Consider the following 22,541-nt stretch of genomic DNA (forward strand, 5'->3'; position numbering starts at 1 on the left):
CGTCAGGATCGCCAGACGGTGCGGACGCCGACCGCCATCGACCCCACGAACCACAGGGTCAGCCCGGCCGCCAACAGCAGCGGCGATCCGGTCGTCGCGCCACGCGTGTAGGCGTCACCGATAGCGAGCGAGAACACGAGTCCACGGAAGGCGCTGTTCGGGCTGACTGCCAGCAGCGGGGCGACCTGTCCGGGGCCGATCAGCCCGCCGGACAGCGCCGCGACTATCGAGGCGTCGAACCCGATCACGAGTGCGAGAAAGAGGACGGCGACGAGCGCGAGCGCCTCGCGCGTCGACCGCGCGACCGCGGAAACTGCGGTCGCGATCGCGAGCGTCACGGCGGCGTACCCGGCGGTCAGCGTCACGAACCGGAAGTAGATGGCGGGCGAATCGACCGTCTCGTGGGCGGCGATGACCGACACCTGGCCTTTGCCCCCCGTCGCGACGAGGAGGCCCGCGATCACGAGCGGAAGGAGCACGACCGCGAGAAAACCCGCGAGCCGGCCCAGGTAGACGCCGGCGACGAACACGCGCCCGGAGATCGGGTAGGTCCTGATCGTCTCCAGTTCGCCGCGCTCGGCGTCCGCGAGGATCGACCGGTAGCCGAAGGCGAACGCGAGGATCGGCACCAGCACCTCGACCGGCCGGAGCAGATCGAGCGACAGCGGGAGGTAGCCAGCCGTGCCCGCGGCGACGACCAGCCCGACCAGGATCAGGACGTACCCCGCCGCGAGGACCGCCACCGTCCGGGTCCGGAGGACCGTGCGGAACTCCCGCTGGGCGACGACGAACGCCCGGTCGACCGCTGCCCGACGGCTCATCGGTCACCCCCGTCGCCGCCCTCGGCGGAGACGACCTCTCTGGTCGCGACCGAGCCCGACTCGCCACTCACGAGCGCCGAGAGCGCCTCGTCGAGGCTCCCGGTGTCGGTCTCGTCGAGCAACGCCGTCGGTGTGCCAGTCTCGACGACCTGCCCGCGGTCGAGGACGACGACCTCGTCGCCCACCCGTTCGACCGACGCGAGGTCGTGCGTGGCGAGCAGGACCCCGGTCTCCCCGTCGGCCAGTTCCGAGACGGTCTCGGTGATGTGGCGAGTCATCATCGGATCGAGGCCGCTCGACGGTTCGTCGAGGACGAGCAGCCCCGGATCGCCGAGGGTGGCCTGTGCGATTCCGAGCAGGCGCGTCATCCCTCCCGAGAGGGCCTCCACTCGGCGGTCGGGGACGCCACCGAGTCCGACCCGGTCGATCACCGCCGGCACGTCGATGTCGTGCCCGATCAGGTCCGCGTAGAACTCAAGGGTCTCGCGGACGGTGAACTGCGGGCGAAAGGTCGGCTCCTGTGCGAGGTAGCCGACGGGTCTGTCGGTCGAGACCGTGCGGTCGACGTGACCGCGGTCGAGCGCGAGCAGGCCCGTGACGGCTCGCAGCAGCGTCGTCTTCCCGGAGCCGTTGGGCCCGATCAGGCAGGTGACGGCGTCGGACTCGACGGCGAAACTCGCGTCCTCGACGACGGTGAGATCGCCGAACGAGACGGTAACCGAATCGAGAGTGGCGACGTGTTCTGTCATGGGTTCGAGCGGTTGAGTGACGCAAGGCGGTTCGGGTGGACCGGCTCGACGAGCGGTGCGCGGTCGACGATGCCGCTCGCCCGCAGTCCGGGAACGGCGTTCTGGACGCTCCGGTACGTCCCGACGGCGGGGGACTCACGGAGCGTCACGGCCCCGGGAGCACGCAGGAGCGACCGGTCGAGTTCGCCGGTCGGGTAGTAGGCGGTGTCGAGCGTCCCGTCACGGTCGTCGTCACGGCCCGGCAGGTCCCCCCAGTAGTTCCCCCGGTCGCGCGTCCACACGCGGATCGGCCCCCGCCGGGCTTCGACCTGGCGTTCGTTAGCCACGATGTCGTTTCGGACCACGTCGGTCGAGGGCATGAGCGTGTCCGCCCGCACGCCGAGGTCGTTCCCGACGACGACGTTGCCATCTACCAGCGACCGGGTGGCCCCGACCGAAATCCCGATGCCGTTGTCGGTGACCGTGTTGTCGGCGACGAACGACGCGCTCCCGGCGATCGAGAGACCCATGTCGCTGCCACGAACGTCGTTCCCGAGGAGGACGTTCCGCCGAGGTCTGGTCATGACGATGACGCCGGCCCGCGTGTCCCGGATCGTGTTGTCCGTGACCAACGCTCGCGACGTGTACATCTCGTGGACGCCGTAGCGCATGCCGAGCATCCGGTTGTCCCGGACCACGATTCCCGGCGTCCGGTGGGTGTAGACGCCGTCGCGACCGCCACGGAAGGTCGAGTTCTGGACGACCACCGGGTCGTACATCGCGAGCGCCCCCATGAATCCGTCGGCGGCCGTCTCGGTCCCGCGGACGGTCGAGTCGCGAACGACCACGCCGGGGCTGTACCGGATCAACATGCCGGTCGCCGGCGTGTCGATCTCGACGCCGTCGACGAGCGACCCCGTGGCGTTGTCGAACCGGATCGCCGCATCGCCGGTCCCGTAGGCGACTCGGACGCGCGCGTCCCAGTCGTCGCTCTCGACGTCCGCGACGGAGCGGGACCCGTTCGGCCCGACGCCACTGATTCGGAGGTCTGTGATCGCCACGCGCGGGTTCCTGACGCGCACGACGGTGCCTGTTCCGGGACCCTGGAGGTGAGTATCCGGGCCGACACCGCTGATCGTCACGGGCTTCTCGACTGTCAGGTTCGCGTCGTAGGTACCGGCCGGGACCGCGACGGTCGTGTTCGGCGGGGCCCGCTCGATCCCGGCGGCGAGCGTCGGTGCGTCATCACCGACGACGACCGACGTCGGCCGGTCCCGCAGGTCGGCGGCCGCCTCCACCTGCCGGTCGGCCCACGCGGTCCGGTTGTCGACGATCCGTGTGCGTGTTTCGACGGGGTCCGCCGCTTCCTCGCCGGCGCGCGCGAGAACGCCGTCCCAGTCCACGACTTCGCCGCCGTGTTCGTCGACGAACGCCCGTGCCGCGTCACGGTCCCCGAACGGCAGGACTGCGGGTCCGCCCGGCGTCCGCGCCGGGCTGTCGACGACGAACCACGCCTCGCTCGCCTGGACCCACCGGAGTCCGATCTCGTTGTCGAGGCGGACGTACCCCTCGCGCGTGAGGTTCGGGGCCGCGTTCGCGTAGTCGGTCACGAGCACGGAGAGCGGCCGGCCGAACTGCTCCCCCGTTCCGGGAGTGACGAGGTGTGTCGCAGCGGCGTCGACGCCGTAGTACCCGACGACGTACTGGAACTGGGAGTAGAACACCTCCGTCTTCGGGACGTGGTAGCCCGCGGCCTCCGCCTCCTGGACGTCGACACCGGCCAACCCGAGCGTCAGCGTCTCGTCGAACGGCACCGCCGACGTGCGGCTGTCGACGCCAGTGTCGACGGCGAACCCCGTCGCCGCGACCGCGACGACGGCAAGCACCGCGACGAGAACGTACTTGACGTGCATCTACATCCCGAGTTGGGCGATCAGTTCCGGCGTCACCCCGTCCACGCCGACGAGTTCGCCGCCGTACTCGGACTGGAGCGATTCGGCGTCGCCGCGCTCCGAGAACGCGATCAGGTCCCGCCCCATCGCGCCTTTCACCTCGGACCCGGCGACGAACGTGACCGACGCGGCGTCGACGAAGGAATCGGCCTGCGGGTGCGTCGAGATGAGCGTATCGCCGCCCTCCTCGAACAGGTCGTAGTCGACCGCGGAATAGTCCGTGACGTACATCACCGTTCGCTCCCAGTCACGGTCGAAGTCGTACTGGAACGCCTCCCACGTACTGTCGAACCGCGCCGGGTTCTCGTGCCCCGACGGGGTGTGCTGGGGGTAGAAGATCTCCGTCGTCGGCCCCGGGTGGTTCGGGATGATCATACCACAGATTTCACAGGCGTCGTCGGTCGTCAGGGTCACCGCGGCGGGGACGTCACCGGTCGGCGCTGCGTCCGAGTCACCGCCGTTCGAACACCCCGCGAGTGCCGTCGCGGCTCCCGCCGCGATGCCGGCACAGACGTGGCGTCGCGTGACGCGAACCGGCTTTCTGTCGTGGTCGCACGAGCGACCCGATCCACCCCCGCCGCTCTCGCAAACGTGTTTCCGTGTCATGCTTCGGTATTCGGACGCGGTGTCGGTTCGAACCGGCACTGTTCCGTTGTTGTCTTGTACGAGGCCTGCAATTGGGGAGCCTTTCGCCCGTTCCCATGATCCGGGAATCCGCTCGCTCACTCGTCGCGACGGTCGCTGACGCAGTCCTCGATGGGTTCGAGGAGTTCGTCGGCGACGGTGTACGGGTCGGTCTCCCGGGCCATTACGGCCTCGACGAACGAGTCCAGCCCGCCGCGGGCCTCGATCTCCTCGGCCAGCAGGCCGGCGGCGTCCTCCCGGAGGAGGGTGCGTATCTCCGAAGCGTAGCGGTCGCGCGCGATCTCGTCGAGTTGCCCGGAGGTCTCCAGGAACTCGCGGTGGTCGTCGAGCGCCTCGACCAGGTCCTCGAGTCCCTCGCCGGTCTTGGCGACCGTCTCGACGATGGGCGGTTTCCAGCCCGCGCCCTCGCTTTCCTCGTCGGCTCGCGTCTCGACGGCGACGGTCTCGGCGTCCGACTCGACGGCGCCGTGGTGGCCCGTGGCGACCGACACCTCGTCCCGGCGCATCTCGATCATCTCCCGGAGGTCCGAGACCGTCCGGTTCGCCCCCTCCAGGTCCGCCTTGTTCACGACGAACAGGTCAGCGATCTCCAGGATGCCGGCCTTGAGCATCTGGACGTCGTCGCCGCTTCCGGGTGGGACGAGGACGGTCACGGTGTCGGCGGTCCGGACGATATCGACCTCGTTCTGTCCGGCACCGACGGTCTCGATGATGATCTTGTCCTTCCCGAAGGCGTCGAGCGCCTTGACGGCGTCCGTCGTCGCCGTCGAGAGGCCGCCGAGCGTCCCGCGTGCGGACATCGAGCGGAAGAACACGTCCATGTCCCCGCGGTTCGAGGCCATCCGAATGCGGTCCCCGAGGACCGCCCCGCCGGTGAACGGCGAAGAGGGGTCGATGGCGATGACACCCACCGTGAGGCCCTCGTCCCGGTAGTGTTCGGCGAGTTTGTCGACGAGTGTCGACTTGCCGGCGCCGGGACTGCCGGTGATACCGATCACCTCGGCACCGCCGGTGTGGTCGTGGAGGGCCGACACGAGGTCCCGGTAGCCGGGTGATCGGTTCTCGATTTTCGTGATGACGCGGGCGAGCGCGCGGTGTTTCCCGGCGAGTAACTCCTCTATCAGGTCGCTCATCGATCGGGAGCGTTCTCGCGGACGTACTCGATGATCTCGTCCATCGACGCGCCGGGCCCGAATATCTTCCCCACACCGAGGTCGTAGAGGTCGTCACGGTCCTCCTCGGGGATGATGCCGCCGAGCAGGAGCAGCGTGTCGTCCTTTGCGTCGTACTCCTCTAGCCCGTCGAGGATCTTCGGGACGAGCGTGTTGTGGGCACCCGAGAGGATGGAGATGCCCAGCACGTCGACGTCCTCCTGGACCGTCGCCTGTACGATCTCTTCGGGGGACTTGTGGAGGCCGGAGTAGATGACCTCGAACCCGGCATCTCGGAACGCACGCGCGATGACGTGTGCGCCCCGGTCATGACCATCGAGTCCGACCTTGGCGACCAGACACCGAATCGTCCGTTGCTCCGTATCCGCACTCATAGCACAGTGTACCGGGGTGGATGGCTTCATTCTTGCCCTCTATCCCCACACTTAGGTAACAGGTTCGCCGCTCCGAGCGGACCCGTCGCGGTGCCCGCGCGAACCCGACCGGATGCGACGCACTGAAGAAAGTTCGGTCCCGACGTTCGGTATGGCAGTCGCCGACGACCTCGGGCAGTGGCCCAGGGCACACCCGCGTCTCGTCACCACAGTCCTGTCGATCCTCGGCTACGCGCTCGTGATCGGCGCGTTCGGGGGCCTGCTCCCCATCCCCGAGATCGGTCGGGACACCGTCATTCTCCTGGGTGACGCCATCGCCGTGGTGAACACGCTGGCACTGAGCGCTATCGTCGCCGGCGTCTACTTCATCCGCACCGACCAGGTCCGCAAACACCGCGCCGCGATGCTGACCGCCTTCGCGCTCATCATGGTGTTTCTCGTCATGTACCTCGTGAAGGTCGGTGCCGGCTTCGAGAAAGCCATCCTCGCCGAGGGCGTGGTCTACTACGCCTATCTCGGAATGCTCGCCGTTCACATCCTGCTATCGGCGCTCGCGGTCCCGGTCGTCCTCCACGCAGTCGTCCTCGGACTGACTCACTCCCCGTCGGAACTGCGCGACACGATCCACAAGCGCGTCGGCCGCGTCGCCGTCGGTGCGTGGGGCCTCTCGCTCGCGCTCGGAGTCATCACGTACCTCCTGTTGAATCACGTCTACAGCTGGGAACCCCGGACCGAACTCTTCTTGCTCCTGGTCGGCCCCGGACTCGGCGAACTCCGGGACAGCCTGTTCGGCGACCGGGAGTAAGCGGCGTCGAGTCACGTCGCCTCTCCCGACGGCACGGTTTTTTGCGTGGTCCACGTACGCAAGCCACATGGCCGACGACCGAACCGACGCCGAAACGATCACGCGGTGTGATTACTGCCGGCTCCCGTGCCCGCGCGAGTCGCTGACGGTCGAGCACGACGACGTGACCTACGAGTTCTGTTCGGCGGCCTGCCGCGACGCACAGAGCGACGCCGAGCACGCGTTCACGCAGTATCACGGGTTTCGACGCTACGACACGAACGTCGCCGCTCTCGACGCGAGCCTGCCCCAGGGCGTGCCCCGGAACTCCTTCGTCATGCTGACCGACCTGGCGGGAACGCGCTCCGAAGCCATCATGGCGGAACTGGTCTGGCGGGCGCTCCAGCGCGGCGAGCCGGTCGTCTACGTCACCTTCCTCGAACCGCCGGTGTCGGTGATTCAGAAGTTCGTCACGCTGGAGTGGAACGTCCTCCCGTATCTGGAGTCCGGGCAGTTGCGCCTGCTCGACTGCTTCACCTATCGGCTGGACGACCACGACCGGATGTTCGACCGGATGGACGACTGGAACCACCACCTCGCGACCGTGGCAGAGGACGCCACCACGACGGCCCGGGACCCGAGCGCGACCCGCCAGCTGGAGAACGAACTCGACCACTGCCTCGGCGACCTCGGGATGGACGACGCCGGCATCGTCGTCATCGACTCGCTGACGGAACTGGGAACGCTCGTCCAGCCCGTCCAGGCCTACGACTTCGTCAAGAACGTCCGCGCGGAGGTCTGCAAGGGGCGGTTCGTCCCCGTGTTCGCCGGCGCGACACGCGCCAGCGAGGAACTGGAGTTCCCCCACGACATGGGCTACATGGTCGACGGTATCATCGAGGTCCGGCTCAACGAGGACATCGTCGAGGGCGCGCTCATCAAACAGATTCGCGTCCGGAAGATGAGCGGCGTCCTCACCTACCCCGAGTGGTCGGCCTACGAGTACACCTCCGGCCGTGGCATCGTGACCTTCGACCCGCTCGAAGAGATGGAGAAGTCCCGGGAACCCGCAGTCGAGAAGGTCGACGAGGAGGTCCTGGCCGACGGCGTCGAGGACGGCGGTGTGCCGGCCGAGACCGACGGCGCGGCCGTCGAGGACGGCGACACTGGTGCCGACGGTGCAGACTCGGGAGACACGGAAGCGGAAACCGAGAGCGGGGGGAACGCGGAGGCCGACGGCGCCGAGTGAGCGCGATCAGTCCGTCGTCGGCAGCGCGTACGCGCCCGCGGCGAAGAAGACGACGGTCAGCGCGGCGAGGACGCCGAGTGCGGCCATCGCAGACAGCGGCGCCGAGGCAGGGTCGAAGGTGGCCGAGCGGACGCCCCACGAGAAGTACGTCAGGGGCGAGAGTTCGGTGGGGAGCCAGTCCGGTAACAGCACCGGCGGCACGAACGTCTCCGAGAGGAAAAGCAAGGGGAGGGCGATGCCGTTGCTCGCCGCGATGACCCCGTCCTGTGAGTCCGCGAGGCTGCCGAGCAGGGCGCCCACACCGCAGAACAGCGCGACGCCGAAGGCGACGAAGGGGACGAGCAGTGGTGAAAACGTGATTTCCGCACCGGTCACGACGACGATCAAAGCGAGCAGGAGCAGGCCCGCGAGACCGATGACGACGACGTTGACCAGCGTCTGTGCGAGCAGCCACTCCGGCCGGGAGAGCGGCGTCGTCGCCAGTTTCTCGAACTGATTGCCGTCACGGTGGCGCGCCACCTCGCTCCCGACCCGCGAGAGCGGCGTGAACAGGACGACGACGGCCAGATAGCCCGGGACGTAGTAGCCCGCGGGCTCGGTAAAGAGGCCGCTCCCGGTCGCGTCGGTCTGGACGACCGCCCCGAAAATCAGGATGATGATGACCGGGAAGAAGAAGGTGAAAAAGACGGCCGTCCGCCGGCGGAGGAAAGAGCGCGAGGCCGCGGTGAACGAGGACGCTACGCGGCCGAGTACGGTCATCGGTGCCCCTCCTCGGACTCGGCGTCGTCCGTGGCCGACGTGGACTGCCCGCCATCGGCCAGCGGTATCTCCCCGCGGTCGACGGCCTCGCCGGACGCTGTCACGGCTCGGCCGGTCAGGTCGAGGTAGACGTCCTCCAGGTCGGGCTCGGTCCAGGTCAGCGAGTCGTAGGTCGCGCCCGCGGCTTCGAGGCGGGCCACGACATCGCCGATGGCCTCCGGCGGCACGTCGTAGACCGTCAGCTGGCCGTCGGCCAGTTCCGCCGGGTAGCCGAGGTCGGCCGTCACCGCGGGGTCGGCGTCGGTCGCGATCACGAGGCGGCTGTCCCCGCCGTGGTCGGCGACGAGCGCCGCCGGCGAATCACAGGCCACGAGGGTCCCGTCCGCGAGCAGTCCCACGCGGTCGGCGAGCCGTTCGGCCTCCTCCATGTAGTGGGTCGTCAGGAAGACGGTCGTCCCGCCGTCGGCGAGGGCTTCGATCAGGCGCCACAGCGCGCGTCTGCCGGCGGGGTCGATCCCGGTCGTCGGCTCGTCGAGCACGAGCAGGTCCGGGTCGTTGACCAGTGCGGTCCCCACACAGACCCGCCGTTGCTGTCCACCCGAGAGGTCCTCGTACCAGGTGTCCGCGTCGGCTTCGAGGCCCACGTCGGCGAGGACCCGCTCCACGTCGCGGGCGTCGTCGTAGAGGCCGGCGTAGTAGTCCAGCAGTTCCCGGGCGGTCAGGCGCGCGGGCGGTGAGAACGCCTGCGGGAGCAGGCCGATGCGGTCGCGGCCGACCGCTGTCGGCGCCTGCCCGAACACCTCCACCCTCCCCTGGGCGTCGGTCGTCCCGAGGAGCGCGCGGACGAGCGTCGTCTTTCCCGCGCCGTTCGGCCCGATGCAGGCGAACACCTCGCCCTCGTCGATGGTCAGCGAGACGCCGTCGAGGGCGACGGTGTCGCCGTAGGCCCGGCGGACCTCTTCGGCGACGATGGCGGCGGTCATATCCCGACGTGACTGCCCTGCCGGCGTAAGGATTCGGATTTACAGCAGGGGTATCACCCATCGCCCCAGCGCGACGGCGACGAGCAAGGCCCCTTCGCGCCTGCGCAGTCGCTCCCCAGTCAGCGACAGCACGATTACGAGTCCGACCGTGAGCACCAGCGGCCCGAAGTTCGGGACGACCGCGACGTCGATTAGCAGTGGTTGGATCACCGCGGCGACCCCCAGCGCGAGCAGCAGGTTCGAGAGGTCGCTCCCGATCAGCGTCCCCGCCGTAACTCCGTGACTCCCGCGTCGGGCTGCCGCGGTCACCGTCGCGAACTCCGGCATCGAGGTTCCCGTCGCGACGACGGTCACGCCGATCACCCACTCGGCGATGCCCACCGCCCGCGCGATACTCGATGCGGAGCCGACGAGCAGGTGCGCCCCGCCGAGCAACAGAACCAGGCCGAGCAGGAGCACCGCGACCATTCTCGGGAGCGGCCACTCGTCGCCCCCCTCCCATTCGTCCAGGTCGCCGGGGAGATCGGGGACCGCCGCCTCGACCGCAGTGTCGATATCGTCCGGATCGACGTTGACTGCGTCACCTTCCGTCGCCGACAGCCCCAGAAGCAGTGCCGTGACGTAACTCACCCAGAGCGCGACGAGCGCGCCCCCTTCCCAGGCGCTCAGCCGGCCGTCGAACAGGAAGACCGTCACCAGCAACGCGGCTGCGAGCAGTACCGGCCCGTCTCGACGGACGAGGTTTCGCGACGTTGGAATATCGCGGGTCAGCGCCAGACCGCCGAGGACGAACCCGAGGTTGAACACGTTCGAGCCGACGACGTTCCCCACGGCGATATCGCCCTCGCCCGAGATGGCCGCGTTGCCGGTCACCAGGAGTTCCGGTGCGGAGGTGCCGATGGCGATCACCGTCAGACCGATTACGGCTTCCGAAAGTCCCAGTCGGCCGGCTATCGCGACGGCACCTTCGACGAGCAGGCCCGACCCGAACCACAGCCCCACACCGGCCACTCCGATGAGTACGATGTCCAGTGCGATCCCACCGGTGCCCCCGATAGCCCCAACCATCAGACCTCGTCGCGGACACGGCGCACGACCTCGTCGACGTCGTAGTCGTCGTCGGCCTTGTCGAAGACGACGGTTCCATCGACGCTGACGCGGAAGACGCCGTCCCGACCCGTCCGGAGCGTTACCGCGTCGAGGCGCTCCCCGAACGTCCGCAACAGCGACTCCTGAATCCGCAGTGCGCGGTCGAGAAACCCACAGGGAACGCAGTACTCGATCTCGACGGTCGTCATATTGGTGTGTGCGATAGTGAGCGACAAAAACCCGCCGACGACGGTCGGGGTGGTGACACGACCGCGCCCGGTCCCATCACCGGCCGAACGGCCGCCAGTACAGCAGCGCGACGGTGACGACGAACACGACCGTCGAGAGGCCGTAGGTCTGTGCGTAGGCCGCGCTCGCGACCGCGGTGCCGCTCCCCACGACGCCCGTTACGAGCGTCGCCAGCACCGGCCACGTACAGGAGACACAGGACAGCAGGCCGAGCAGCCCGCCGATGGCCGACCCGGCCGCGTCGATCACCGTTGCGTACACGAGATAGGCGAGTGAGATGTAACCGACCAGCTTGTACGGCATGAGCGTGACGCCGACGACGGTCCCGTCGTAGAGAAGCGCCGGTCCCCACCCCGGCGGGAGGTCGAGCAGGACGACCCGGGCCGTCGAGAGGGCGGGGTTCGCGGCGGGACCGATCAGCCCCCCGAAGTACGACAGGACGGCGAAGTAGCCGACGGCGACCGCGGCGGCGATGCGACGCTCGCGCGTCCCGGTCGGCGCCGGTCGCGTCCGGAGGATGGCCCAGAGCCCGACGTTGATCCAGACGAACGGAAAGAGCCAGTACCGGACCGCGAGCGGGCCGACGAGCTGTGACTCCGAGATCACGGCGTACGACGCGAGCAGGAGTATCTCGAAGTTGACGACGAGTGCGGCCCACAGGAGCGTCTTCCGCTCCGGGCGGACCCGCGCGAGCCAGTCCGACGTGACGGTGCTCATATGGCGAGTGCGTCGACGACGATGGCGAGCAGGAGCGCGCCGAGGTACGCGTTCGAGGCGTGGAACGCCCGGAAGGCGGCTCCCTCGGTTCGCTCGCGGTGCAGGCGGATCACCGTCCAGAGGAAGACGGCACCGAGCGCCGTCGTCGTGGCGGCATAGAGCCAGCCGAGGCTCGTCAACGCCGCGAGCGCCGTCGCCGTCAGCAGCGTCGCGGCCAGCCACAGCAGGATGTGTTTCCGCGTCGTCGCCTCCCCGCGGACCACCGGCATCATCGGGAACCCCCCCTTCTCGTAGTCGTCCTTGTACGCCAGCGCGAGGTTGTAGAAGTGCGCCGGCGTCCAGACGAACACGATCCCGGCCAGCGCGAGCCCCGGCAGGCCGATCCCGCCGGTGACGGCCGCCCAGCCGATCAGCGCCGGCAGCGCGCCCGCCGCACCGCCGATAACCGTGTTCTGTACGGTGTTGGGTTTCAGCAGGAGCGTGTAGACGATGCTGTAGAACAGAATCGCCGTGACGCCCAGTACCGCGGCCAGCGGGTTCAACTGGAGGAAGACCGTCACGGAGACGACCGCCAGCGCGAGGCCGAACGCGACGGCGTTCCGGACCGGAATCTCGTGGGTCGCGACGGGGCGGTCGCTCGTCCGGTCCATCTCCTTGTCCACGTCGCGCTCCAGAACGTGGTTGAACGTGCCCGACGCGCCGATGGCGAGGACGCCGCCGGAGAGCGTGAACGCGACCGTTGCGACCGTGAGCGGCGCGCCGGTCGTCGCCGCCAGCGCCATCCCGGCCGAGGCGACGAGACAGAGCAACCACATCAACCGCGGTTTCATCAACCGGAAGTACGCGTAGGCGCGCTGACCGAGCGTGGGCGAGTCCCCGGACTCGGCGGAGGCCGCCGATGCCGTCGTGGCGTCGGCTTCGGCGGCCGTGTCGGTCTCGGCCGTCGCCTCGGCCGCGGTCCCCGGGCCGTGGGGCGTATCGGTACCGGCCGTACCGTCGGGCGCGTCGCCGGTCGAGACGGGCGCGTGCTCGCTGGCGTCCGCACCCGTCCGGGGTTCGAGGTGCCAGGCGAGCGCGAGCGTCAAGCCGCCGAAGATGCCCATCCCGGCGACGAGGTGGACCATCGGGAAGGGGGCGCTCGCACCGTTCGTCGCGACAACCGCCCCGATCCCGACCTGGACGCCGTAGAGGGCGACGGAGCCGGCCAGGGCCGCCTTGACGCGACGGGCGACGGTCTCACTGGTGAAAGCGACAGCGACGGTCCAGAGGGTGAGGACGCCGACCGCGAGTGCGACCACGCGGTGGAGCCAGGCGACGAGCAGGACGGGTTCGGCCAGGGATGGTGCCTGCTGGCACAGCGGCCAGGAGCCACAGGCGCTCGTCACGTCCGCCATCGCGGCCGTCGCGCCGACGACCACGAGGAGGTAGATTCCCATCGCGGTACTGGCGAGCAGGGTCGCGAACCGCGGGCGTGGGATGGAGATGGACACGGTGCTATTCCTCGTTAGATGAACCTTAGACCGGGACCACTTATGCCCCGCGCTTTGCCCGGCGACACCCGGGTCGTCGCGTCCGCACTGACCCGAATATGTGGGGCCGTACCGAATCCCCGTCGGCCGGTCTGGGCGGACAACAGCAGCTATTTATGCGGGAACTCCTAACCGCCGATACGATGAAAGGGAAGCGCGCAGGGCTGACGGCCCTCCTCGGGTTCGCCTTCCTGCTCGTCTTCGTCGAACCGGTGGCGGCACAGCAGACGAGTTCGACGACGACCGAGCAGCTCATCTGGGGGCTCAACAGCAAACTGTTGTACGTGGCGGTGCCCATCACGATCCTCGTCGAGGGGATCCTGATCTACACCGTCTGGAAGTTCAGCAAGAGCGACGAGGCCAAACCGACGAAGGAGAACCGCCGGCTGGAAATCACGTGGACCGTCGCGACCGCCGTCATTCTCCTCTTCGTCGGCGCCGCGGCCTACCAGGTGCTGGGCAGCCCGTACGTGAGTGCCAGTTCCACCCAGGAACTCGACACCGAACAGGAACCGATGGAGATCAAGGTCATCGGCCAGCGCTACAACTGGCAGTTCCACTACCCCGAACAGGACATCAATTCGACCAACACGCTGGTGATGCCCAGTGATCGGCCAGTGGAGTTGAACGTAACCTCGAAGGACTGGCTCCACGCCGTCCACGTTCCCGGCATGGGACTCAAACAGGACGCCTTCCCGGGCCAGTGGAACCAGGTCCTCACCGAGGCACAGGAGACCGGCGAATACCAGCTCTACTGTGCGGAGTACTGTGGCTCGGGCCACTCCGCGATGCTCGGCTCCGTCGAAGTCCGGAGCGAAGAGGAGTTCCAGCAGTGGGTCGACGAACAGCAGAGTTCGGGCAGTTCGGGCAACAGTTCGACGAACAGCTCCAGCAACTGACTCACGTCGACTCACCCCCACTATTTTTTCCGTTCACCCCGTCGCAGGGGTATGTCCGACGACCGTCCGTACTTCGAAGACATCGATATCGGTGAGACCCGCTCGTTCGGGGACTACCACGTCACCGAGGCCGAGGTCCTGGAGTTCGCCGAGCAGTACGACCCACAGCCGTTCCACACGGACGAGGAGGCGGCACGAGAGTCGATGTTCGGCGGGCTCGTCGCGAGCGGCTGGCACACGGCCGCGATGACGATGCGGATGCTCGTCGACAACTACCTCAACGAGTCGCGGGCGCTGGGCGCTGTCGGCGTGGACGAACTCCGCTGGTCCCAGCCCGTCAGGCCGGACGAGACGCTGTCGGTCGAGACGGAGGTCGTCGACAAGGAGCCATGGGGTGACGCCCAGGGGATGGGTGTCGTCCACAGCAGGGCACGCACCACGAACCAGGAGGACACGACGAAGATGACCTTCGTCGGGCTCTTGCTCTTTCCGATGGCGGACCCCTGAGATCGGGGCGCCCACGCTGTCGCTGTCCGCGTCTCTCAGACGTGGGCCTTCGGCATGAGGTCCTCGAAGGGCTGGTCGTCGAGCCAGCCGGCCAACTCGACGAGATGGTCGCAGGCGGCCTCGAACAGCTCTTCACCGACCTCCGGCGAGGCGTCCGTCTGGTCGCCCAGGACGCCGTTTTCGGTGTTGTCGATGGAGTCGTAGAAGGTCCGAGCGCCGTGGACGCGGCCCGCGTCCGCGTCGAAGTCGACGAGGCCGCCGTCGCGGGCGTCCTCGATGCGGTCCTCGCGGACGAGGTCGGGTTCGAGGTGCCAGACCAGCGAGGTCTCCTTCGGGCCGCCGTGTGGCCCCGGCGTCTCGAAGACCTCCTCGATCAGGTCGGTGATGCTCTCGTCCCACATCCACTCGATGGCGTAACAGTCGCCGGCGTCGCGGAGGCGACGACCGACCTCCCGGAGGTGCTCGACGTTGCCGCCGTGGGCGTTGACGAAGATCACGCGGTCGATGCCGTGGGAGGTGAGGTTCCGGGTGAAGCTCTCGACGTAGTCCCGGAAGACGGGCGCGTCGACCCACATCGTCCCGTGGAACTGTCGGTGGTGGGGTGAGACGCCGATGTCGACAGTGGGAGTACAGAGGAACCCGGTCCGGCGCGCGGCGGCCCGGGCGAACCCCTCCGCGATGATGGCGTCGGTCGCCTCGGGCAGGTGTGGCCCGTGCTGTTCGGTCGACCCCAGCGGGACGAACGCCAGCGACTCGTCCGCGAAGTACTCTCCGAGTTCCGGCCAGGTCCGATCAGCGAGTAACATTACCCGACTCCAGGCGCCCGAGCCGTATCAATCCAGCCACTCTCGCCCACACCCGGTCAGTCCCCGCGTGCGGACAGCGCCGTGGCGTCGACCTCGCCGGCGAGGTACTGCCGACCGAGGTCCGTCGTCCGGTACACCGTCTCCTCGCTCACCGCCTCGACCAGTCCCTGCTCGACGAGTTCGTCACAGCGGCGCTCGACGTACCCCAGATGCATCCCCAGTCTGTTCGCGACGAGCGGGAGATACTCCGGCCGCTGCTCGTGTAGCTCCGAGAGGATCTCCTCGTCGGCCGGCCGCATCCAGTTCGGTCGCCCCATAGTCACCGTTTCATGGGTCATGGTGACATATAACAGCATCGCCGAACGTGACCGTTGCTGTCACGCCGAACCGGGAAACGCGGCGTCAGCAGAGGTTCGCGGTCGTGTAGACGCTGCCGTCCTGGGTGACCTCGACGCCGACGCCGATGCGCTCGGCGTTATCCCAGGAGAGTCGGTCGCGTTTGGCCCGGTCGGCCCACCACTCGCGGACGATCTGGTCCGCGACCTGTGATTCGTTCTCGTTGAACCGTGGGTTGGCCTGACTGCCGTACGCGCGGCCGGCGCTGGCTTCGCCGATGACTTCGAGCTGGTTCCCGTCGGCGTCGACGATGAACGTCTCCGCCTCGTTGGAGAAGGTACACGAGCTGTACAGCCCGAAATCCCGGTAGCGGTCGGCACTGCTGTTCCCGTCGAGGAAGTTCCGGACCTTCCCGGCGTCCGCCATGGCGATGCTGTGAGTCGTCGCCATCGCGTCGAGCCGGTCGACGGTGTTACCGTCGGCCTGTAGCGGGGAGAGCCCGGCCCGCTCCCGGCGGTCGTTGATGCGGTCTTTCACCAGCGCCGCGATACGGTTCTCGTCGAACCGGCGGTACGAGACCGTCGTCCGCTCGGCGAGCGTCACCGTCGGGCTCGGCCCGCCGGGACCGACAGCAGTCGGCGGGGCTTCGGGGAACGGCGTCGGACTGCTCGTCGTCTCGTTGGGGAGCGGTGTCGCGTCGCCGCCGGTCTCGTTCCCGTCGGCGGTCTGGCCGCTCACGGGGCCACCCATCTGCATACCGATGAGGATGCCCACCCCCATCGACGAGAGGATGATGACGCCCAGCACACCAAGTGCCGTTTTGTTTACCATACCACGAGGGTTAACCCAACTGGTAAATCAATGTTGGGTGGAGTACGGCTCGCCGTGTCGTCGTGTGCCGTCGACGGCCGGGGGGCGTGACTCGCCGCGCCCCCGAAGGCACAAATCCCTGGCGGTGCATCCCCACGCCATGGCTCGCAGAAGCGTCCTCTTCTCGCCGGGCGACCGGCCCGAACTCATGCGGAAAGCTCCCGACAGCGGGGCCGACGTGGTCGTGTTCGACCTCGAAGACGCCGTCGTGCCGGACGCCAAGGCCGACGCACGGGCGGCCGTCGCCGAGGTGCTGACCGACCCCGACTTCGACCCCGACGCCGAGGTCTGTGTCCGCGTGAACCCGACCGGCATCGCGGCCGACGACGACCTCGGCGCAGTGCTGGCCGGCGACCCCAGACTCGACAGCGTCATGCTCCCGAAGGTCGCGGCGGCCGACGACGTGCAGTCCCTCCACGCACTGCTCGACGAACACGGCCGGTCCCTCCCAATCGTCGCTCTCGTCGAGTCCGCCGCGGGCGTCCTCAACGCGGAATCCATCGCGGCCGCGGACGCGACCGACGCCGTCGCCTTCGGCGCCGAGGACCTCGCCGCCGACCTCGGCGCCACTCGGACCGACGACGGGACCGAGGTACTGTACGCCCGCGAACACGTCGTGCTCGCGGCAAGCGCCGCCGGCGTCGACGCCATCGACACCATCCACGCCGACTTCGAAGACGAGTCGGGCCTCGCCGACGAGACCGACTTCGCGCTCGAACTCGGCTACGACGGCAAGATGGCGATCCACCCGGCGCAGGTCCCGGTCATCAACGACGCGTTCACACCCGCGCCCGAGCGGGTCGAGTGGGCGGAGCGGGTCCTCGACGCGAAAGCCGAGGCCGACGCCGAGGGCCGCGGCGTCTTCCGTGTGGACGGGGAGATGATCGACGCCCCGCTGATCGCACAGGCCGAGCGCGTCCTCGAACGGGCGCGAGCTGCTGGCGAGCGGTAAATCCTCCCACGGCGGAACCGCCACGCAGGCCGGTCCTGCCTGCCTGACACGGATCGGGAGTACGTTTATCCCCGCCGTCACCGATGTGGGGGGCATGTCCGAGGACGTGAACCCGTTCGAGAGTCTGCAAGAGCAGATCGACGACGCCGCGGCGTACCTCGACGTCGGACCGGACGTGCTCGAACGACTGAAACGGCCCGAGCGGGTCCTCGAGACGAACCTCTCCGTCGAACTCGACGACGGCTCCATCGAACTCTTCGAGGCCTACCGGTCGCAGTTCAACGGCGACCGCGGCCCGTACAAGGGCGGGATCAGGTACCACCCGAACGTCTCCCGGGACGAGGTGAAGGCCCTCTCGGGGTGGATGGTCTACAAGTGTGCCGTCGTGGACATTCCCTACGGCGGCGGGAAGGGGGGAATCGTCGTCGACCCGCGAGAGTACTCCGCGAGCGAACTGGAGCGGCTCACCCGGTCGTACGCGAAGGAACTCCGGCCGCTGATCGGGCCGGACAAGGACATCCCCGCGCCCGACGTGAACACCGGCCAGCGGGAGATGAACTGGATCAAAGACACCTACGAGACCCTGGAGAACACGACCGCGCCGGGGACGATTACGGGGAAAGCACTCACGAGCGGCGGGAGCGAGGGCCGCGTCGAAGCGACGGGCCGGTCGGTCATGCTGACCGCGCGCGAGGCCTTCGAGTACCTCGGGAAAGACATCGCCGAGGCCACCGTCGCCGTCCAGGGGTTCGGGAACGCCGGGTCGGTCGCCGCGGAACTGATCGCGGACGACCTGGGTGCGAGCGTCGTCGCCGTCTCGGACTCCTCGGGCGCGGTCTACGACCCGGCTGGGCTGGACGTGGCGGCGGCCAAAGCCCACAAGATGGAGACGGGCGCGCTGACCGGCTTCGACGGCGCCGAGTCCGAACTTACGAACCGGGAACTGCTCACCCTCGACGCCGACCTGGTGATTCCGGCGGCACTCGAAAACGCCATCGACGAGGACATCGCCGAGGACGTGCGCACGGACATGATCGTCGAGGCGGCGAACGGGCCGCTCACGCCGGACGCCGACGACGTGCTGACCGACCGCGACGTGGCGGTGTTCCCCGACGTGCTGGCGAACGCCGGCGGTGTCACGGTCTCCTACTTCGAGTGGGTGCAGAACCGACAACGGTTCAACTGGACCGAACAGCGGGTCAACGACGAACTCGAACGCGTAATCACGGAGGCCTTCGACGGTCTCACCGACGCCTACGAGGCGCGTGACCTCCCGAGCTACCGGACGGCGGCCTACGTCGTCGCGATACAGCGCGTCGCGAAGGCCGCCGACGAGAGTGGCGTCTTCCCCTGAGGGCTGCGCGTCTCTCAGGGCGTCTCGGTGTCGGCGCCGATGTGAACGACGAACACCGGGACCGTCGCGGATTCGACGACGCGCCGGGTGACGCTCCCGAGTCTGACTCGTCGCTCGTGGTCCGCCTCGCCGTGGGTCCCCACGACGATCACGTCCACGTCGTTGCCCTGCGCGTGCTGGACGATGACCTCGGACGGAATCCCCTCGCGGACCGCGGTCGTCGCCGTCTCCACGCCGAGTTCGTCGGCTCGCATCTCGACCTCCGCGACCGCGCGCTCGCCTTTCTTGTGTAACGTCTCCTCGGCCTCGTCCCGTCGCTCGGGGGGAAGCCCGCCGTACTGGCGCTCGTCGACGACGTAGAGCGCGTGAACGGCGGCGTCGTGGCGATCCGCGAGGTCGAGCGCGTGTTTCATCGTCTCGGTCGTCGCCTCGCTCCCGTCGGTCGGTATCAGAACTCTGTCGTACATATTCGGACGTTCGATACACACCACCTTCAACGGGCCCTCGGTTCCCAGGGAGTGATAACGGAACTTCCCGTCGTGGACGGTCACCGCGGGGGTTTTCACCGCGCCGCCCCTACTTTGGGCAATGCCAGTCTTTCAGCGGGAGGTCCGGGTCGCGGCACCGTTCGACGAGGTGTGGGAGTTTCATTCACAGATCAGCGGGCTGGAGGCACTCACGCCGGGATGGATGAACCTCGAAATCGAATCCGTGACCGGGCCGGACGGCGACCCGGACCCGGACGTGCTCGACGCCGGGTCCCGCGCGGAGTCCTCGATGCGGCCCTTCGGCGTCGGCCCCCGCCAGGGGTGGACCTCCGTGATCGTCGAGCGCGAGGAGGGCGACGGGAGCGCGCACTTCGTCGACGAGATGGAGGGCGGCCCCTTCCGGCACTGGCGCCACACCCACCGCTTCTTCGCGGACGGCGACGAGACGGTCGTCAACGACCGCGTGGAGTACCGGCTTCCGCTCGGTCCCATCGGCGACGCCCTCGGCCCGCTGGCGGTGATCGGTCTCGACCCGATGTTCAGATACCGCCACCGGAAGACGAAGGAAATCCTGGAGTAGCGTCGCGTCGCCCCTCGTCCCTGCCCGGTGTTCGTCAGGCCAGCCGAATCGACTCGATCATGTGGGTTCTGAGTGCCTCCACCGTATCGGGACAGTCATCGGCTGCTCCCTGGAACCCGAGTGAGACCGACGACGCGCCGCTCTGCGTCGGGTAGACGACGATCGTGGTTCCGATCCTGTCGAACGTGAACGAGCGCGCGCCGTCCGGCTGGAGGTCGTACTCGCTCGTCGTCTCCTCGTACTGTTCCGCCAGGGACTCGGTGATGTCGGACACACTGCTCGTGGTCTCCCAGTGCGAAGCGGATACGGTCGTGTACGACCCGCTGTCGGTCTGGTAATTGAACGAGACGCCGCCCGCCGTCACGACCTGGGCGAAACCCGGCGCGTCCACGGCGAACGCCGGGTACTGCTGGTCCGGGTACGAGACGGTGTACTCGCTGTAAGAGAACGGCGGCGACGGACAGCCGCTCGGCGTCGTGCCACCGCTGCTCCCGTCGCCGCCACCACCGCCGCCGTCACTGTCCCCGTTCTCGCCACCGCTTCCGCCACCGTCGCCACCGTCGCCGTTCGAGCCGTCGCCGTTCGCACCGTCGTCTCCCGAGCCGTCGTCTCCGGACTCGTCGTCCGTCGAGCCGTCGTCGCCGCCACCGCCGCTACACCCTGCGAGCGCGATACCGGCCGCGGCACCCAGCGTACCGAGGACGGCGCGCCGGGAGCGTGATGGTTGCTGTCCGTACCGACTCGCCTCCCCTGCATTTTCTTTCCGCATGGGTGAACGTCCGGTCTTCCAGTCATAATCCGCGCCCCTATCTCTCTAGTGTGCCCCCGATTTCGACCCGTCTCGACGGACGCCCTCGGTTTGCCACTGGGACCGGCCGTCGCGAGTCCCCAACCGCTAAGACCGCGCCAGTTCTGGGCGGCGGTATGCGACTGGAGGACTACTGGGGCGTCGGGCCGAAGACCCGGGAGTTGCTCGTCGAGGAGATCGGCGAGGCCGCGGCCATCGAGGCCATCGAGAACGCCGACAGCCGCGCGCTGATGGACGCCGGCCTCAGCCGCGGGCGGGCCACCCGAATCCTCAGGCGCGCACAGGGCGGCGAGGGGATGGACGTCCTCGCGACGCGGGACACCCGCGACGTGTACAAGGACATCCTCGATTTCGCCAGCGAGTTCGCCGTCACGCGCCACGCCGAGGACCGAATCCGCGTGCTCACGCCGCTGCGGGACCGCGAGGCGATCGCCGAACGGATGGACACCGTCCTCGACGCCGTCGATGCCTGGGCGGGGCTGGACGACCCGACGCAGGCAGCGGTAATCGACGCCTTCGAGGCCCACGATAGCGTCGCCGGCGGGGAGCGGTCGGCCGCGCTGACCGCGCTCGACCTCCTCGACGCCGGCGTCGAGGGCGGTGTCTTCGAGCGGCTCGACGACATCGACGCCGACGCGCTGACGGACGCGGCCACGGCGCTGGCCGCCCTCGACGACGGGGCCGTCGGCGAGGGCGCGGACGACCGGCTGGACGAGCTCCGCGAGCAGTCGGTTGCCGTGGACGAACTGGCCGCGAACCAGGCGGACGTAGTCGAAACGGTACAGCAGGGCGCTCGCGGGACCGACGAGTTCCGCGAGGCGTTCGTCGAGTACGTCGTCGCCGAGACCGGCGTCTCGCTCTCTGCGGTCAGGGAGGCGATGCCGGCGGACGCGACCGACGCCGCGGGGTTCGTCGGCGGGACGCTTCGGGCGCTGGCAGACGACCGCCGCGAGGCCATCGCGGACCGCGAAGACGAGATCGCCGCCGACCTCGAAGGCGCTATCGAGGACGCGCGCGAAGACATCGACGCGGCGGTGGCGGCCGTCGACGACATCGCTTTCTACGTCTCGCTCGCCCGCTTCGCGCTCGCGTACGACCTCTCGCGGCCGGCGTTCGTGGCGGACCGGGAGACGGTCGCCGTCGCGGACGCGCGCAACCTCGCGCTCCGGGCGGCTGACGAGGACATCCAGCCGGTCACCTACGCCGTCGGCGACCACGAACTCGGCCTCGCGAGCGCGACGGCACCGCCCACTGGCGACAGCGTCTCGGTCCTGACCGGGGCGAACAGCGGCGGGAAGACGACGCTGCTGGAGACGCTCTGTCAGGTCCAGTTGCTCGCACAGATGGGGTTGCCCGTCCCGGCAGCCCAGGCCGAGGTCGGGATCGTCGACGTGGTGGTGTTCCACCGGCGACACGCGAGTTTCAACGCCGGCGTCCTCGAATCGACGCTCCGGACCATCGTCCCGCCGTTGACCGACGAGGGCCGGACGCTGATGCTCGTCGACGAGTTCGAGGCGATCACCGAACCGGGCAGCGCCGCCGACCTCCTGCACGGCCTGGTCACGCTCGCCGTCGACCGCGGCGCGCTGGGCGTGTTCGTCACGCACCTCGCCGACGACCTCGAACCGCTGCCCGACGCCGCCCGGATCGACGGCATCTTCGCCGAAGGGCTGGACCCGGACCTGGAACTCGAAGTCGGCTACCAGCCCCGCTTCGGGACCGTCGGCCGCTCCACGCCGGAGTTCATCGTCTCGCGGCTCGTCGCCGACGCCACCGACCGCAGCGAGCGCGCCGGCTTCGAGACCCTCGCGACCGCCGTCGGCGAGGAAGCAGTCCAGCGAACGCTCGCTGACGCACGTTGGTCGGGCTGACGCGACCGGGTCGGCCGAG

The 22,541-nt window shown here is 68.7% G+C and carries 25 protein-coding genes; 8 read left to right on the plus strand and 17 right to left on the minus strand.

Features of this window, described 5'->3' with window-relative positions; translation table 11 throughout:
* Positions 1 to 2: 2 nt before the first annotated feature.
* The 6 genes from MUG96_RS09365 to MUG96_RS09390 all read right to left on the minus strand — a co-directional run bounded on the left by MUG96_RS09365 (position 3) and on the right by MUG96_RS09390 (position 5,692).
* On the minus strand, positions 3 to 821 hold the full coding sequence (locus tag MUG96_RS09365; RefSeq protein ID WP_246981829.1) for an ABC transporter permease: 819 nt from the start codon (positions 819 to 821) through the stop codon (positions 3 to 5).
* Positions 818 to 1,570, minus strand: coding sequence for an ABC transporter ATP-binding protein (locus tag MUG96_RS09370; RefSeq protein ID WP_246981843.1), 753 nt, complete (start codon positions 1,568 to 1,570; stop codon positions 818 to 820). Before MUG96_RS09370 ends, MUG96_RS09365 begins: the two co-directional genes overlap by 4 nt.
* Positions 1,567 to 3,462, minus strand: coding sequence for a NosD domain-containing protein (locus MUG96_RS09375; RefSeq protein WP_246981845.1), 1,896 nt, complete (start codon positions 3,460 to 3,462; stop codon positions 1,567 to 1,569). The genes MUG96_RS09370 and MUG96_RS09375 overlap by 4 nt, the downstream gene beginning before the upstream one ends.
* A complete protein-coding gene (locus MUG96_RS09380) occupies positions 3,463 to 4,107 on the minus strand; it encodes a nitrous oxide reductase accessory protein NosL (protein ID WP_246981847.1) in 645 nt (214 codons plus the stop codon).
* Positions 4,108 to 4,223: 116 nt separating this feature from the next.
* Entirely contained in the window at positions 4,224 to 5,279 is a 1,056-nt protein-coding gene (gene meaB, locus MUG96_RS09385; protein ID WP_246981856.1) for a methylmalonyl Co-A mutase-associated GTPase MeaB, read from the minus strand.
* On the minus strand, positions 5,276 to 5,692 hold the full coding sequence (locus tag MUG96_RS09390) for a cobalamin B12-binding domain-containing protein (RefSeq protein WP_246981857.1): 417 nt from the start codon (positions 5,690 to 5,692) through the stop codon (positions 5,276 to 5,278). The genes meaB and MUG96_RS09390 overlap by 4 nt, the downstream gene beginning before the upstream one ends.
* A 151-nt stretch (positions 5,693 to 5,843) precedes the next feature.
* On the opposite strand from MUG96_RS09390, the gene MUG96_RS09395 reads away from it, so the two are divergent.
* Together MUG96_RS09395 and MUG96_RS09400 are read left to right on the plus strand one after the other, a co-directional pair.
* Positions 5,844 to 6,497 (plus strand): DUF420 domain-containing protein, encoded by a 654-nt coding sequence (locus tag MUG96_RS09395; RefSeq protein ID WP_246981859.1) that lies wholly within the window; start codon positions 5,844 to 5,846, stop codon positions 6,495 to 6,497.
* A 67-nt stretch (positions 6,498 to 6,564) separates the two neighbouring features.
* On the plus strand, positions 6,565 to 7,725 hold the full coding sequence (locus tag MUG96_RS09400) for an ATPase domain-containing protein (protein ID WP_246981861.1): 1,161 nt from the start codon (positions 6,565 to 6,567) through the stop codon (positions 7,723 to 7,725).
* 6 nt (positions 7,726 to 7,731) lie between these two features.
* On the opposite strand, the gene MUG96_RS09405 is transcribed toward MUG96_RS09400, so the two are convergent.
* The 6 genes from MUG96_RS09405 to cyoE all read right to left on the minus strand — a co-directional run bounded on the left by MUG96_RS09405 (position 7,732) and on the right by cyoE (position 12,958).
* A complete protein-coding gene (locus tag MUG96_RS09405; protein ID WP_246981863.1) occupies positions 7,732 to 8,484 on the minus strand; it encodes an ABC transporter permease in 753 nt (250 codons plus the stop codon).
* Positions 8,481 to 9,467, minus strand: coding sequence for an ABC transporter ATP-binding protein (locus MUG96_RS09410; protein ID WP_246981865.1), 987 nt, complete (start codon positions 9,465 to 9,467; stop codon positions 8,481 to 8,483). Before MUG96_RS09410 ends, MUG96_RS09405 begins: the two co-directional genes overlap by 4 nt.
* A 39-nt stretch (positions 9,468 to 9,506) precedes the next feature.
* Complete coding sequence (locus tag MUG96_RS09415) at positions 9,507 to 10,535, minus strand: sodium:calcium antiporter (RefSeq protein ID WP_246981867.1); 1,029 nt, start codon at positions 10,533 to 10,535, stop codon at positions 9,507 to 9,509.
* A complete protein-coding gene (locus MUG96_RS09420) occupies positions 10,535 to 10,765 on the minus strand; it encodes a SelT/SelW/SelH family protein (protein ID WP_246981876.1) in 231 nt (76 codons plus the stop codon). The genes MUG96_RS09415 and MUG96_RS09420 overlap by 1 nt, the downstream gene beginning before the upstream one ends.
* Positions 10,766 to 10,841: 76 nt before the next feature.
* Entirely contained in the window at positions 10,842 to 11,522 is a 681-nt protein-coding gene (locus MUG96_RS09425) for a DUF7546 family protein (protein WP_246981878.1), read from the minus strand.
* Positions 11,519 to 12,958 (minus strand): heme o synthase, encoded by a 1,440-nt coding sequence (gene cyoE, locus MUG96_RS09430; protein WP_246988658.1) that lies wholly within the window; start codon positions 12,956 to 12,958, stop codon positions 11,519 to 11,521. Before cyoE ends, MUG96_RS09425 begins: the two co-directional genes overlap by 4 nt.
* Before the next feature lie 236 nt (positions 12,959 to 13,194).
* Between cyoE and coxB the strand changes: the two genes are divergently transcribed.
* Positions 13,195 to 13,950: a cytochrome c oxidase subunit II gene (gene coxB / locus MUG96_RS09435; protein WP_246981880.1), complete on the plus strand. Its 756-nt coding sequence runs from the start codon at positions 13,195 to 13,197 to the stop codon at positions 13,948 to 13,950.
* Between the two features lie 51 nt (positions 13,951 to 14,001).
* Entirely contained in the window at positions 14,002 to 14,457 is a 456-nt protein-coding gene (locus MUG96_RS09440; protein WP_246981882.1) for a MaoC family dehydratase, read from the plus strand.
* Between the two features lie 35 nt (positions 14,458 to 14,492).
* On the opposite strand, the gene MUG96_RS09445 is transcribed toward MUG96_RS09440, so the two are convergent.
* The 3 genes from MUG96_RS09445 to MUG96_RS09455 form a co-directional block, all read right to left on the minus strand.
* Positions 14,493 to 15,263, minus strand: coding sequence for a creatininase family protein (locus tag MUG96_RS09445; protein ID WP_246981884.1), 771 nt, complete (start codon positions 15,261 to 15,263; stop codon positions 14,493 to 14,495).
* Between the two features lie 56 nt (positions 15,264 to 15,319).
* The gene (locus tag MUG96_RS09450) at positions 15,320 to 15,601 is read right to left on the minus strand and encodes a winged helix-turn-helix domain-containing protein (RefSeq protein WP_246981886.1); all 282 of its coding nucleotides are present in this window, start codon (positions 15,599 to 15,601) and stop codon (positions 15,320 to 15,322) included.
* A gap of 64 nt (positions 15,602 to 15,665) precedes the next feature.
* Positions 15,666 to 16,430 carry a CAP domain-containing protein gene (locus MUG96_RS09455; RefSeq protein WP_246981888.1) on the minus strand — a complete coding sequence of 255 codons (765 nt, stop codon included), beginning with the start codon at positions 16,428 to 16,430 and terminating at the stop codon, positions 15,666 to 15,668.
* 139 nt (positions 16,431 to 16,569) lie between these two features.
* Here MUG96_RS09455 and MUG96_RS09460 point away from each other — a divergent pair, with 139 nt between their 5' ends.
* Both MUG96_RS09460 and MUG96_RS09465 read left to right on the plus strand, forming a co-directional pair.
* Positions 16,570 to 17,421 carry an HpcH/HpaI aldolase/citrate lyase family protein gene (locus MUG96_RS09460; protein ID WP_246981890.1) on the plus strand — a complete coding sequence of 284 codons (852 nt, stop codon included), beginning with the start codon at positions 16,570 to 16,572 and terminating at the stop codon, positions 17,419 to 17,421.
* 94 nt (positions 17,422 to 17,515) lie between these two features.
* On the plus strand, positions 17,516 to 18,775 hold the full coding sequence (locus MUG96_RS09465) for a Glu/Leu/Phe/Val family dehydrogenase (protein ID WP_246981892.1): 1,260 nt from the start codon (positions 17,516 to 17,518) through the stop codon (positions 18,773 to 18,775).
* A 14-nt stretch (positions 18,776 to 18,789) separates the two neighbouring features.
* On the opposite strand, the gene MUG96_RS09470 is transcribed toward MUG96_RS09465, so the two are convergent.
* The gene (locus tag MUG96_RS09470) at positions 18,790 to 19,242 is read right to left on the minus strand and encodes a universal stress protein (RefSeq protein WP_246981894.1); all 453 of its coding nucleotides are present in this window, start codon (positions 19,240 to 19,242) and stop codon (positions 18,790 to 18,792) included.
* 121 nt (positions 19,243 to 19,363) lie between these two features.
* Here MUG96_RS09470 and MUG96_RS09475 point away from each other — a divergent pair, with 121 nt between their 5' ends.
* Positions 19,364 to 19,843, plus strand: a complete 480-nt coding sequence (locus MUG96_RS09475) for an SRPBCC family protein (protein ID WP_246981896.1) — start codon at positions 19,364 to 19,366, stop codon at positions 19,841 to 19,843.
* Positions 19,844 to 19,877: 34 nt separating this feature from the next.
* Here MUG96_RS09475 and MUG96_RS09480 read toward each other — a convergent pair whose 3' ends face one another.
* Positions 19,878 to 20,612, minus strand: a complete 735-nt coding sequence (locus tag MUG96_RS09480) for a hypothetical protein (protein WP_246981904.1) — start codon at positions 20,610 to 20,612, stop codon at positions 19,878 to 19,880.
* A gap of 155 nt (positions 20,613 to 20,767) precedes the next feature.
* On the opposite strand from MUG96_RS09480, the gene MUG96_RS09485 reads away from it, so the two are divergent.
* Complete coding sequence (locus MUG96_RS09485; RefSeq protein ID WP_246981914.1) at positions 20,768 to 22,522, plus strand: MutS-related protein; 1,755 nt, start codon at positions 20,768 to 20,770, stop codon at positions 22,520 to 22,522.
* Positions 22,523 to 22,541: the final 19 nt, after the last annotated feature.

Source organism: Halorientalis marina (genome assembly GCF_023028345.1).
Taxonomy (GTDB): Archaea; Halobacteriota; Halobacteria; order Halobacteriales; family Haloarculaceae; genus Halorientalis; species Halorientalis marina.

Excerpts from the sequence above, each read along its gene's own strand:
- MUG96_RS09365 (WP_246981829.1), bottom strand. The coding sequence starts at position 821 with ATGAGCCGTCGGGCAGCGGTCGACCGGGCGTTCGTCGTCGCCCAGCGG.
- MUG96_RS09370 (WP_246981843.1), bottom strand. The coding sequence starts at position 1,570 with ATGACAGAACACGTCGCCACTCTCGATTCGGTTACCGTCTCGTTCGGC.
- MUG96_RS09375 (WP_246981845.1), bottom strand. The coding sequence starts at position 3,462 with ATGCACGTCAAGTACGTTCTCGTCGCGGTGCTTGCCGTCGTCGCGGTC.
- MUG96_RS09380 (WP_246981847.1), bottom strand. The coding sequence starts at position 4,107 with ATGACACGGAAACACGTTTGCGAGAGCGGCGGGGGTGGATCGGGTCGC.
- meaB (WP_246981856.1), bottom strand. The coding sequence starts at position 5,279 with ATGAGCGACCTGATAGAGGAGTTACTCGCCGGGAAACACCGCGCGCTC.
- MUG96_RS09390 (WP_246981857.1), bottom strand. The coding sequence starts at position 5,692 with ATGAGTGCGGATACGGAGCAACGGACGATTCGGTGTCTGGTCGCCAAG.
- MUG96_RS09395 (WP_246981859.1), top strand. The coding sequence starts at position 5,844 with ATGGCAGTCGCCGACGACCTCGGGCAGTGGCCCAGGGCACACCCGCGT.
- MUG96_RS09400 (WP_246981861.1), top strand. The coding sequence starts at position 6,565 with ATGGCCGACGACCGAACCGACGCCGAAACGATCACGCGGTGTGATTAC.
- MUG96_RS09405 (WP_246981863.1), bottom strand. The coding sequence starts at position 8,484 with ATGACCGTACTCGGCCGCGTAGCGTCCTCGTTCACCGCGGCCTCGCGC.
- MUG96_RS09410 (WP_246981865.1), bottom strand. The coding sequence starts at position 9,467 with ATGACCGCCGCCATCGTCGCCGAAGAGGTCCGCCGGGCCTACGGCGAC.
- MUG96_RS09415 (WP_246981867.1), bottom strand. The coding sequence starts at position 10,535 with ATGGTTGGGGCTATCGGGGGCACCGGTGGGATCGCACTGGACATCGTA.
- MUG96_RS09420 (WP_246981876.1), bottom strand. The coding sequence starts at position 10,765 with ATGACGACCGTCGAGATCGAGTACTGCGTTCCCTGTGGGTTTCTCGAC.
- MUG96_RS09425 (WP_246981878.1), bottom strand. The coding sequence starts at position 11,522 with ATGAGCACCGTCACGTCGGACTGGCTCGCGCGGGTCCGCCCGGAGCGG.
- cyoE (WP_246988658.1), bottom strand. The coding sequence starts at position 12,958 with ATGGGAATCTACCTCCTCGTGGTCGTCGGCGCGACGGCCGCGATGGCG.
- coxB (WP_246981880.1), top strand. The coding sequence starts at position 13,195 with ATGAAAGGGAAGCGCGCAGGGCTGACGGCCCTCCTCGGGTTCGCCTTC.
- MUG96_RS09440 (WP_246981882.1), top strand. The coding sequence starts at position 14,002 with ATGTCCGACGACCGTCCGTACTTCGAAGACATCGATATCGGTGAGACC.
- MUG96_RS09445 (WP_246981884.1), bottom strand. The coding sequence starts at position 15,263 with ATGTTACTCGCTGATCGGACCTGGCCGGAACTCGGAGAGTACTTCGCG.
- MUG96_RS09450 (WP_246981886.1), bottom strand. The coding sequence starts at position 15,601 with ATGACCCATGAAACGGTGACTATGGGGCGACCGAACTGGATGCGGCCG.
- MUG96_RS09455 (WP_246981888.1), bottom strand. The coding sequence starts at position 16,430 with ATGGTAAACAAAACGGCACTTGGTGTGCTGGGCGTCATCATCCTCTCG.
- MUG96_RS09460 (WP_246981890.1), top strand. The coding sequence starts at position 16,570 with ATGGCTCGCAGAAGCGTCCTCTTCTCGCCGGGCGACCGGCCCGAACTC.
- MUG96_RS09465 (WP_246981892.1), top strand. The coding sequence starts at position 17,516 with ATGTCCGAGGACGTGAACCCGTTCGAGAGTCTGCAAGAGCAGATCGAC.
- MUG96_RS09470 (WP_246981894.1), bottom strand. The coding sequence starts at position 19,242 with ATGTACGACAGAGTTCTGATACCGACCGACGGGAGCGAGGCGACGACC.
- MUG96_RS09475 (WP_246981896.1), top strand. The coding sequence starts at position 19,364 with ATGCCAGTCTTTCAGCGGGAGGTCCGGGTCGCGGCACCGTTCGACGAG.
- MUG96_RS09480 (WP_246981904.1), bottom strand. The coding sequence starts at position 20,612 with ATGCGGAAAGAAAATGCAGGGGAGGCGAGTCGGTACGGACAGCAACCA.
- MUG96_RS09485 (WP_246981914.1), top strand. The coding sequence starts at position 20,768 with ATGCGACTGGAGGACTACTGGGGCGTCGGGCCGAAGACCCGGGAGTTG.